We start from the raw sequence: 10,702 nt of genomic DNA, 5'->3' as shown, positions 1-10,702 counted from the left end.
ATGCCGAAAGCTTCCGCCCGTGCACTGAGCGGCCTGGCCGGCTCACTGCACCCCGCGCTCCGGGCACGGCTCCGTCGTCTGGCTGCCCCGGGTGCCGGTGCGGAGGGGCACGGGCTGCTGAGCGTCGTCGTTCCCATGTACAACGTTGCCCCGTACCTGGAACGGTGTCTGACCAGCCTCGTGACGCAGAGCTACCGGGACCTGGAGATCATCCTGGTGGATGACGGTTCCACGGACGGGACGGCGGCCCTTGCCGCCGGTTACGCCCGGCATGACCGGCGGATCACCCTCGTGAAGCTGCCCCACGGCGGCAACGGGCGCGCACGCAACGAGGGGATCCGCGCGGCCACCGGCCGGTTCCTCACCTTTGCGGACGCGGACGACGTCGTGCCCTCCGATGCCTACGCCGTCATGGTCACGTCTCTGGCGCGCAGCGGGTCCGAATTCTCCGTCGGGTCCTACGGCAGGATCCGCGGGAGTAAACGAACCCCGGTACGTCTGGCCGAGCGGATCCATTCGGAGCAGCGCACAGGGGTCCGGCTGGCCGACTGCCCCGAGGTGATTGACGATGTGTTCCTGTGGAACAAGGTATTTGTCCGGGACTTCTGGAACCGCTGCGTAGGGCCCATCCCGGAAGGCATCCGCTACGAGGACCAGGAAACCACCAGCCGCGCCTACCTCCGGGCCGAGGGGTTCGACATCCTCAGCCCCGTTGTCTACTGGTGGCGGATCCGTGAGGACGGGTCCTCCATCACGCAGGCCAAACACCTGCTGGAAGATCTGCAGGACCGGCTGACCGTTGCCCGGGACGTCACCGATCTGTTCCGGAAGGAGGCGCCGGAACCCGTGCTGGGGCACTGGTACCGGCGGCTGCTCGGAACCGACCTGATTCCGTATATCGAACAAGTGCCCGATGCGTCCGTGGAGTTCGGCGAGCTGCTCCGCGACGGCCTTCAGGAGCTGTATCCGTCCGCCCGGGGCTACCTTGCCCAGATCGACCCGCAGTCCCGGGTCCTGCTGCACCTTGCATCCGACGGACAGTGGGAGGACATCCGGCGGGCCGTGGTGGACCGGATCAACAACGGAACCGCCAGCCCGCTGACGTTCGACGGCGGACGGATCTTTGCGGAGCCGCCGCTGCTGAACGCGATTTCCACACCGGTGGACCGGGACCTACTGGAGGTGCAGCCCAACCGGCTTGAGCTGGAGGTGCATCTGGGGGAACCGCAGCCTGGCCCCGGGGGCAAAATGACCGTGAGCGGCCATGCCTATCTGCGCAACGTGGATCTGCGCACCCATACCGTCGAGCTGCAGGTCTCCGCCGGAGCTTCCGGCGCAGCACTCCCGCTCATCCGCTGGACGGATCCGGAGATCGATCTCCTGTCCGGCGACCGGAACTGCAGTTATGCAGCATCTGCGTTCACCGTGGAGCTGGAAGCACCGGCCGCGGAACTCACGGTGCGGGCGGAGATTGCCGGACACCGGGTGGAGCGGACAGTTCCCCTGCCAGTCGTTCAGGGGGAGACCCGCCCGCCCGGTCCGGCAGTCACGTCACTGGCTGCCCTCTCCGTTGATGGTGCGGACGAGTTGCAGATCGACGTCGACGGCGGTCCGGCAGGTGCCGCGTACGCCCTGGTGACGGCACGCTTCTCGCTGCCCGCCGAAGTGCTGGACGTCCGGGACGGGACCCTCCGGCTTCGTGTTCCGCTCTCGACCGAGCGGTGGGGGAGGGCGCTGCCGGCGCCGCCGTCGGGTGCCTACACCCTGCGCGTGCGACGGACCGGGGGAGCGGCAGGTCCCGGTGATCCTGCCGTCGCCGTCGAGGAACGCACAGCCCGTGCCTTCCGCTCCGAGGTGCTTCCGGGGGCGCGCATCCGCGGGCTGCGGACATCCGCCGGTGCGATGGCGGTCAGTATCGGTGCGCCGTTGGCCGATGACGAGACGGGAACGTTCCACCAGTACCGGCTGCGGCGTGCGAGCTTCGGGCCCGCCGCCCAGCGGCGGACCTGCCCGGGGATCTTCTTCGAGAGCTTCGGCGGCAAGAGCTGCACGGACAGCCCGCGGGCCATTTCCGATTACCTGGCCGGCTCAGGCTTCGACGAACCGCTCTACTGGTCCGTTGCAGACCTATCCGTGCCCGTTCCCGACTATGCCGTGCCGCTGCTGCAGGGATCTGCGCAGTGGTACGACAAGCTGGCTTCCGCGCGGCTGTTGGTGAACAACAACAACTTCCCTTGGTACTTCCGGAAGTCACCGAATCAGTACTATCTGCAGACCTGGCACGGGACACCGCTGAAGAAGATCGGCCTGGACATTCCGCAGCGTCTGCTCTCGCTGTCCTACCGGGACCTGATGGAACGCGAAACGCAATGGTGGGACCTGCTGCTGGCGCAGAACGACTTCGCCGCCCGGACGCTGCCCGCGGCACTCGGCTACACGGGGAAGGTGCTGACGGCGGGGTACCCGAGGAACGATGCGCTGCTGGACGCCGAGGCACCCGAAACCCGGGCACGGGTCCGTGCGTTGCTGGGTATTCCTTCCGCGCAGAAGGTCCTGCTCTACGCGCCCACCTGGCGGGACGCCGTGCGGGACGCTGCGGGTCGTTCGGACTGGGTGGGTTTCCTGGACGTGGCCGAAGCCAGCCGGCGTCTGGGACCGGAGTACACGTTCCTGATCCGCGGCCATCACAACGTCGCCGGCCAGCGTCGGATCGACGAGCACCCCGCAGCGATTGACGTGACCGACTACCCGGAGGTCAACGACCTGTATCTCGCGTCCGACGTCCTGATGACCGACTATTCCTCCGCGGTCTTCGACTATGCGGTGCTCGGCCGGCCAATCTACCTGCTGGCTCCGGACCTGGAGGAGTACCGGAACTCGCGGGGATTGTATCTGGATCCTGCGGCGGATCTACCCAGTGTCCCTTTGGTGTCAACGACTGCGGAGCTGGTCTCGGCGCTGCGGGGCTCACCCAAACGGGCGAATTCGTCATCTAGGGCATTTGCTGCCCTAGATGACGGATTTGCGGCAGGCCGGGCTACTGCATTCGCATTCAGTTCCCGGATCCGCCTGGGCTAGGAGACTCCGGCTGGTTCAAGGCCTTGATGGCTTGGAATACCCGTTCGGAGTTGCCATCGTCCAAGTAAGCGAAAGCCTGTTTAGTCCGGAGGGTATATAGCTCATCGCGCTCGAAGTTACGTTCTGCCAAGTCGGCCAGATGATGCATAACCTCATCGGGGCTCAGAGCAACGGGGCCAAGTCCATCCCGGTCGAATTCGAAGTACCCCTTGCGGTAGTTGTGCTTGCCGTTAAAGATTTCTCCTCGATCAAAATGGAAATAGACCAATGGAGACCCGATGAGTGCGAGGTCGAAAGCTACGGAAGAGTAGTCAGTCAATGCAACCTGTGAGCGGGCGAAAATATCCTGGACGCTGCCGTCGGCACGACGATGGACTCGAACGTAATCGGGGAACTCTATCTCGCCAAAATCCGCAAAGGACGGATGCGGCAAGTAGACGATTTCGAGACCGTTGTGATCGGCATATTCCTTCAACTCAGGGCTTCGCAGCAGTCCGAACCAGTTGCGGGCATACTCTGACGATTCGAGCACCGTTCGGCGCTCCTCACTTGTCGTTGCCAGGCCTGCCTTTGTCTTCAGTTCCTGGCGCCATGTTGGGGTGACAAGTAGAATATTGCGCTCCGCGACGGGCGTCGCCAAGGCCTTCTGCTGAAGTGCATCAAAGCGTGGAAGCCCCGTAAGGCAGGTCTCGCGGTCGGTAAATCTGTATGGCGAGTTGTTGCCGGCAATAGAGTCGTACTCCGGACGGGTTGAGGTAACGAACAGCGATATGGGCTTGGGGTTCACCCATCGGGAAAGGTCTTGAGTAATGACACCGTGCTGAAGAAAGACGATTTTGGCGTCAGACATGGGGTAACGACCGCGACCGATCGGGTACTGGACTTCTGCAGTTGCGTCGGAGGAAATGAGGTACGCCGCGTTTAGCACAAGCGCGATAGCTGCCCGGGAACCGTACTCCACCAGCCTGAACCCTTCCAACTCAAGCCGGCTCCAGTCAGAGGATGTCCGATCCAGAAGGAACCATGCGTTCACTTCCGGATGGTTGGCTGCCACGTGGCGATACAAGTGTTCACCGTTGTCGTCCGCTTGGTCGACTCTATCCATGATTACCCAGGCGTCCTTGAACTTTGCGACGTTTGCGGGGGACAGGGCCCAGTCCACTGTTTTCTGGTCTGCCTGGTGACGCCGATTGCCTAACGCGCTCTGCACCTTCCGCCGGGCTACGCGGATCGCTACGTTTTTAAGCGCTGCAGACTTGGCCGTACCGGAAACGATGCTCTCAATCCCCAACCGGTTGTCCAGTTTTTTCGCCATAGAACTAGCTGGCGCGAGCACACGGCGCCCCACCGCGCCCAAGGCAGGCAGGGAGTGGCGCGCCGGCTTCCGGATCGGACCAAGCTTGCACTTTCCTTCGGCAGGCAACGGACGCGTCCACCCGGGCCGCTTGGGCGACTCAAAAGGCACAAACTCGCCGTCCAGCCAGACCTCGATTGTCCCATCCGTGGGCAACCAAACAGAGCGGGCCATGAAGAAATTTTGACCAAAATAGTTGTACGCGACTGTCTTGGTGCGGGTGGGCTCGACCTCGGTGCCATTTACCCGGAACCGCTCTGACGGTGTGGTGCCGGAGTAGGTGTAAAGGATCTGCGCCGGTGATTGGCCGGCCGCTGACCACTTGAAAACGCGGGGGACGCTGAGGCCATGCCCTTTGTAACGCACGAGCAAGGCTTCTCGGGTCGTCCAGTCCAGCGGGACGACAGCAAAAGTGTCGATGGTTTCACGGTCTATATGGGCGACGACACGCATCAGGAGCGCCAAGAAGGTCTCCTTCTGCTCATCGTTAATCCACGCCGTCTTGCTGTTCATGCTGCGATCCTCCGCGAAGTACCACTGGAGGTCGTATAGGACCATGTTCTGTGCCCAGACCGGGACCGTGCCCGTCCGTCGTTTCAAACCCTCAAGGAGCCCTAGGTATCCGTATCTGAGGATGTCGTCATAGCGTTCGGAAACCTGCCAGCCACTCTGCACCAAGGAGGTACCATTTCCCCGTTTGCGATAGAGGTACCTTGCGGACGGAATCAACCCGACAACTGGGTCTTCGCATGACCCCAGATAGCGTCCAATGAACTCGCCGTCCTCGAAAGTGGGCTTCACCCTCTCATCGAAGCGGAGGGACTCCGCTTCCAGGACAGCACGCTTAAGGAAGATGGACGCGCCGCCGAGCTGAATGTTATTGGGCTCCTTGCGAAGATCCACGAGCCGCTCGCCGAACATATACTTGCGCCGAAGCGGGTGGGTATCTGTAACCCGTCGTTGGTTCTCGTTCCAGATCATCACTCGCGTAGTCAACATCGCGGCACTGTTGTTCGTGTCCCGTTCAAGGAAGTTGGCCACGTTTCGGAAGTAGTCCGCTTGGAGGGCGTCATCAGGATCGGCAAAGGTGACCCATTCATTGCGAACCATGTCGAGACCGGTATTACGGGCGGCTCCGGGCCCGCCATTCACCTGGGTGGTATGGCGGATAACGCCGGGGTACTTGCGCGCCCACCTTTTCACGATTTCGTAGGATCCGTCCGGTGACTCGTCGTCGACTACGACGATGTCGAGATCTGCGAAGGGGAAGGACTGCCGCTCGAGAGACTGGAAAAAGGTATCCACGTAGTCTTCTACGCCGTACAGCGCTACGACGACTGAAAAAAGCCCTTTGGTCATGTTATAACTCACCTGAGGTTAATAGTTCTGGAACTGGCTGGGGCGAAGCTGGCGGCTGGCACGTCCGTGGTAGACATCCGTCATCCAATGCAGCAAAGCGCACGGAACCTGAGGTCTTCGAGGAGGTCCTTACGCCCCGCCTCAAGTTCCTCCAGTAAATGGATCGCTTCGGTGTAGTGCTGAGCGGCATCCTCTTGTGCCCCCGTCATTTCCAGGCTCCATGCAAGCCATTTTTCGAGCTCAAAAGTCTCCTCTTGGGACATGAACTCGGTTCGTGCCTCGAGATTGTGAACACGACGGTAGTTGAGCACGGCACCTGAATAGTCTTTCAGCCTCCTCAGACACGTCGCGTTCCCCATTACGGCCCTGATGTAAAAACGGTCTCGTCCTGCATAGTCCTTGTGAAGAATCTCCCAGAGCGTGCGGTAAATCTTCCGGGCCGGCTTGTATTGTCCGGAGGCCATCAGGCAGTCCGCCTGTGATAGACGCAGATCCAGGTAATCGGGATCTTTGTCCCCGGCCCAATTACTCAGGTCGTCCGCGCAGGAACGGTAGACATGGGCGGCGGCCGAATACTCATTTAGGCTCATGTGACATGCAGCGATCCTGCGGCGGATCCGCAGAGACAGTGGCTTACTCATGGCGGATGATGCATCCGCCAGCGGGCGGAGCAGCGAAAGCGCGTGGGTGTACTCTCCGCGATGTTGCATAACCCGGGCCAGGCCGTAGGTGGCCTTGAGGGTAAGCTCAGGGGGTACATTCGCCGCGCCTTCCAGAGCATGGCGCAGTGCATCAAACTCGTGCTCAGCCGTGTCGAAGTCGCCTGCTGCTGCCTTGGCCGCGGCAGCTTGATACTGAACGATGAATTCCAAATCCGGAGCAGTGCTTCGGAGACCAGCAGCTGCGGAAGCCAACGACCCAGCCGATTTCAGACTCTCCTGAACTCGGCCCGAGCGAGTGTTGACCTCCATGAGGACTAGTTGCAGCCTCAAGAGCACTTCCCGCGCATCGCTGGGCAGTGTCTCCCGGGAGAGTGCTTGCCGGACCAGAGCACCGGCCGGTGCGGTCTTGTTCCGGTCCAACAGAACCCGAGCTTCATCAAGGACTGCCCAGAGGGTGTTGGCCGACGCGAGACCAAGGAGGAGCTGAGAATATCGTCGGGCGCGGCGCACGGCGTCCAGAGCCCCGAAATGCCCCGCTTGGACGAGGGAAAATGCCAGAGCCTTGGAATCTAAAACCGCCATTAGAGTTCCTCCGCGGGATGCCTCTGTCCGCAGCTTCTCAAGCTGTTCGAACGCGGCCACGGCTCCGGCATAGTCACGCTTCGCTAAGCGCTCATACGCGTTACCCTGAAGGCTAAGTTCCTTGGCGTGGAAGATTTCACCCAAAGGCCTGATGGCCACAGTCGCACTATTGCGGAAACCACGCAGCATTGCGTCTTTGCTGGTCTCACTCGATCGAAGCCAGTTGAAAGCCGCGAACAACTGGAGGCTATCCGCATCTGTGTCAACGGTATGGGAAAGAAATTTTGACGCACTCAGGCACTCGGAGAGCAGCTTTCCAGAGGAAACGGCACCGCAGGCAGCCGCGTAATAGTCGGACAAGTCGCTGAAGATCTGAGGAGCTGAAGTGTCGCCGGGATCCGTCTGCCGCAGCGTGTCCATGGTCTCAGCATATTTCCCCTGTTCAAACAGCACGGACGCAAGCTGCACGCGGCAAAGGACGGCATTGTCGGGTTGCCGGACGGGCTGTATTTCGGACAGCTGGTGGATGTGGGCGCGGAGGATCCCTTCCGCCTGTTCATAGTCGCCCTGATCGACGAGTAGAGCGGCGAGTGTGCTGACCAGTTCGGTCGGTATCGTCTCGGGAGTCAGGGAATCGCAGGCAGCCGCAAGCACGGCCAGGGCGCACGGCTTTCTAGACGAGTTGACGAGTGCTCTCGTATGCAGAATGGCGATGTCCGCGATCGTTTGCGGCGAACTCTTGAATGAAGCCGCATACTGGAGAGTTGATTCAGCCTCAGGGAATGAATTTGCCGCCATAAGCAGCTCTGCCTTGAAGATAAGTAGTTGCACTGTGGATGCCGTTGCGCCATCGGTGGGTAAGGACTCGTGTGAGGTCAATGCAAGCGCGCGTTCTAAGAGCTCCAGAGCAAGGTCGCCCTCTCCCCGAAAGTGGAGTGCCGCCAGATACTCAAGATGTCTATTCTGTGGTGTCCGTGAGTCCCCTTGACCCGGCACAGAAATGAAGTCGTCCAGTACGCCAAGCTCTAGCGCTACAAACTTGTCATCGTCGGATAGACTCTCTTTGGCGCTCTGGCAACTGTGAAGGAACATGCAGTAAATAGTACGGGTCTTCCTGCGCTTCATACGAATCGCTTCCTGTGCGGTCCGTGGTGGAGTAAGACGCCTGAATACTTTTGTTCGGCAGGCTAGGCGTGAGGAATCGGCATATAGATGAGCATCGTCGAAGGTACATATTTGCACGAAGGCGTGACCGTGAAATACAAGTACCGCAAAGCAATTGGAGACCGCCGGAATCTGATCGTCATATTCTCGGGATTTCGCGACCCCGGCACGTATGACTTCGACGGCGGTCCAATACTGAGCATTCGTGGAAATATTTTATGGATACTCGATGATTTCTCGGACAACTTCGCGTATTATTTGTGCACCGCTCTTGATTTTAGCGTGGAACGGGCGATCGCCTCCCTGATAGAGCAGGCCATGAATTACCTGGGTATCGCCCAAGACCAGTGCACTGCTGCTGGGTTTTCCAAGGGTGGAAGTGCCGCCCTCTATTATGGGATCAAGTACAACTATGGGGCGATTTTAGCAACCGCTCCACAAATGCACATAGGTAGTTCGGTCAAGAAGAAATGGCCCGAGGTGTTCAGGGCTATGACAAACGATGGATCATCTGCCGAACGTGAATACCTGGATTCCCTGCTCCCGAATTTATTGCGGGAAGACACTAACCTTGCGCGTAACGTGTACCTTTTTTCGTCCGAAGCCGACCCGCAACATAAAAGTTCGATTGAGCCTTATCTGAGTGAGTTGGGTAAGTACTCCAACTTCAACTATATTCTGACGTCAAGCCCCTTGGTTGACACCCACAGTGCGGTCACAAGATACAACGTTCCAACAATAACTAGCATCATGAGTTTATTGAGCGAGGGCGCGAAACCGGTCTTAGGTAACCTTCGCAACGGATCGCTAGCTCCCGGTAATGCGGCTCCAGGGTTGACACTGGATCAGGTATGCAGCAGGAATGAGGTTGTTCACTCCTTCACATCTCTTAGTTTCCAAGGGTCGGTACTTCATCCGGACGGATACGCCTTCGTGAAGGGTTATCCCGCGGACCAGTATGGCAAGGTGCGAACACGGATCCTGTTCCGCGGCGAAGGAATGACCTACGAGGTCCCGATGGGGGGCGTCAAAGATCCACTGTTAAGCACCAGATTTTATGAGCATCAGTATTGCGATTACTCTATGGCAAAGTTCACATCGCTCGCGCATAAAGGCGTTCCATTGTCCGGCCTCCCAGAGGGCAAGTATAATCTCTCGTTGACCGTGTGTCATGGCGGGAATCAGCATTTAGTGCCGGCTACTTCCAATCGCCCGCGGAGCGTATGGAGTGTGGGCGAAGGGTACCTGTACAAAATTGAGACCGACGAGTCGCGTACGACGTTGACCAAACGCCCGGCACTTGGTGCAACTGCCCGAGGGGCGTACTTTAAGGAAGGCGCCCGGTGGGCCGCGGCCGAACGAATTCATTTCGAAGGCTACTTCGCGGTAGAGGGAATCCCGACTGCCAACTACCACGACGTCAAGTACTATCTCGTTCTATGCCTGATCGAGGGTGGAGCTCCAATAGAGGCGTTTCCCCTGGCCTCGGATCATCGGGCGCAGATTAACGAACAGTTCAGCGGCTCATGGCTTGACTATTCAAAGGCGTACTATGCGACGCCGAGGTACGAGGGTATCGAGCTGACAGGGACCCCGCCTGGGCGGTATGCGGCCTTCGTGACAGCACGGTTCGGTGATGCTGTGTTTAGTGAGCCGCTAGAGGGCGTGGTATCCGTTGCTGCGTTATTTGATTCACATCAGCTTCCGAATAGACCCACCGTTGATATTGTCGGTTCTTGTGTTTCCCGAGACAACTTCAACGGTCGCTTGTCTCCAGACTGGAAATCGTATTTCTCGTTGGGAAATGAGCACTACCAGTCCTCATTCTTGTCACTTATGTCAAAACCTGTGGAGGTACCTGCGGAAGAGCTTACTGGCCCCGATCAGCACTCAACGCGGGTAACCGTACGTGACTTCGAAAAACAATACTTGGTTGGCCTTGTTAGTGGTGCCGCTCCCGACGTTTTGATTGTCGATTTTTTTGCCGATGCGCGTTTCGGTTGTTTACGAGCGCAAGGCTCGCTTGTGACCAATAATGAATGGAAGTTGCACAATACTCCATATTGGACCGAAGCGGTCGACGAGCGACAAACACTAAACCTTTGGGATGACGAGGAAGAATATCTCCAGGCTTTCCGCACCGCTGCGCAAGAATTCGAGACGCTTCGACGGAGAAACTTTCCGAAGACACGGGTAATATTGAATGGCGCACGCGCGGTGTACTCCTATTTCAATAAAGGTACCCGAGTGGAATTTCCGAAGAAGTTCGTCAGCGAACTCAATATGCGATGGTCCAAACTGGACGAGTTGTTCCTGCAGTATGTTCCTGCAGAAGTGATCAGCGGTGGCGGAGCGAAAACACTTAGCGATTCCTCCCATCCTCGGGGGCCCTCTCCGTACAACTATGAGCCCGAATTTTATCGCATCTTTCGGGAGGAGTTACTCAGGACCCTCGGTTACGAGATGAAGATTTCCTTGGAATAGTCTCTAGCCAGCTTGGAAG

General features: G+C 59.0%; 4 protein-coding genes. 2 read left to right on the top strand and 2 right to left on the bottom strand.

The window, feature by feature from the left end:
• A complete protein-coding gene (locus tag N2K95_RS10535) occupies window positions 1-3,078 on the top strand; it encodes a bifunctional glycosyltransferase/CDP-glycerol:glycerophosphate glycerophosphotransferase (protein WP_260651523.1) in 3,078 nt (1,025 codons plus the stop codon).
• On the opposite strand, the gene N2K95_RS10530 is transcribed toward N2K95_RS10535, so the two are convergent.
• Together N2K95_RS10530 and N2K95_RS10525 are read right to left on the bottom strand one after the other, a co-directional pair.
• Window positions 3,053-5,803 (bottom strand): bifunctional glycosyltransferase/CDP-glycerol:glycerophosphate glycerophosphotransferase, encoded by a 2,751-nt coding sequence (locus N2K95_RS10530; protein ID WP_260651522.1) that lies wholly within the window; start codon window positions 5,801-5,803, stop codon window positions 3,053-3,055. The genes N2K95_RS10535 and N2K95_RS10530 overlap by 26 nt on opposite strands.
• 68 nt (window positions 5,804-5,871) lie before the next feature.
• Entirely contained in the window at window positions 5,872-8,127 is a 2,256-nt protein-coding gene (locus N2K95_RS10525; RefSeq protein WP_260651521.1) for a tetratricopeptide repeat protein, read from the bottom strand.
• Between the two features lie 120 nt (window positions 8,128-8,247).
• Between N2K95_RS10525 and N2K95_RS10520 the strand changes: the two genes are divergently transcribed.
• The gene (locus N2K95_RS10520; RefSeq protein WP_260651520.1) at window positions 8,248-10,683 is read left to right on the top strand and encodes an accessory Sec system protein Asp2; all 2,436 of its coding nucleotides are present in this window, start codon (window positions 8,248-8,250) and stop codon (window positions 10,681-10,683) included.
• Window positions 10,684-10,702: the final 19 nt, after the last annotated feature.

Origin of the sequence: Arthrobacter zhaoxinii (assembly GCF_025244925.1) — a bacterium.
GTDB classification, from domain to species: domain Bacteria; phylum Actinomycetota; class Actinomycetes; order Actinomycetales; family Micrococcaceae; genus Arthrobacter_B; species Arthrobacter_B zhaoxinii.
Note: the sequence above shows the minus strand (reverse complement) of the source record. Positions and strands in the feature narration are given on the sequence as shown.

Bases quoted from the DNA above. Each gene is read 5' to 3' on its own strand.
- N2K95_RS10535 (WP_260651523.1), top strand. From the start codon at position 1: ATGCCGAAAGCTTCCGCCCGTGCACTGAGCGGCCTGGCCGGCTCACTG.
- N2K95_RS10525 (WP_260651521.1), bottom strand. From the start codon at position 8,127: ATGTTCCTTCACAGTTGCCAGAGCGCCAAAGAGAGTCTATCCGACGAT.
- N2K95_RS10520 (WP_260651520.1), top strand. From the start codon at position 8,248: ATGAGCATCGTCGAAGGTACATATTTGCACGAAGGCGTGACCGTGAAA.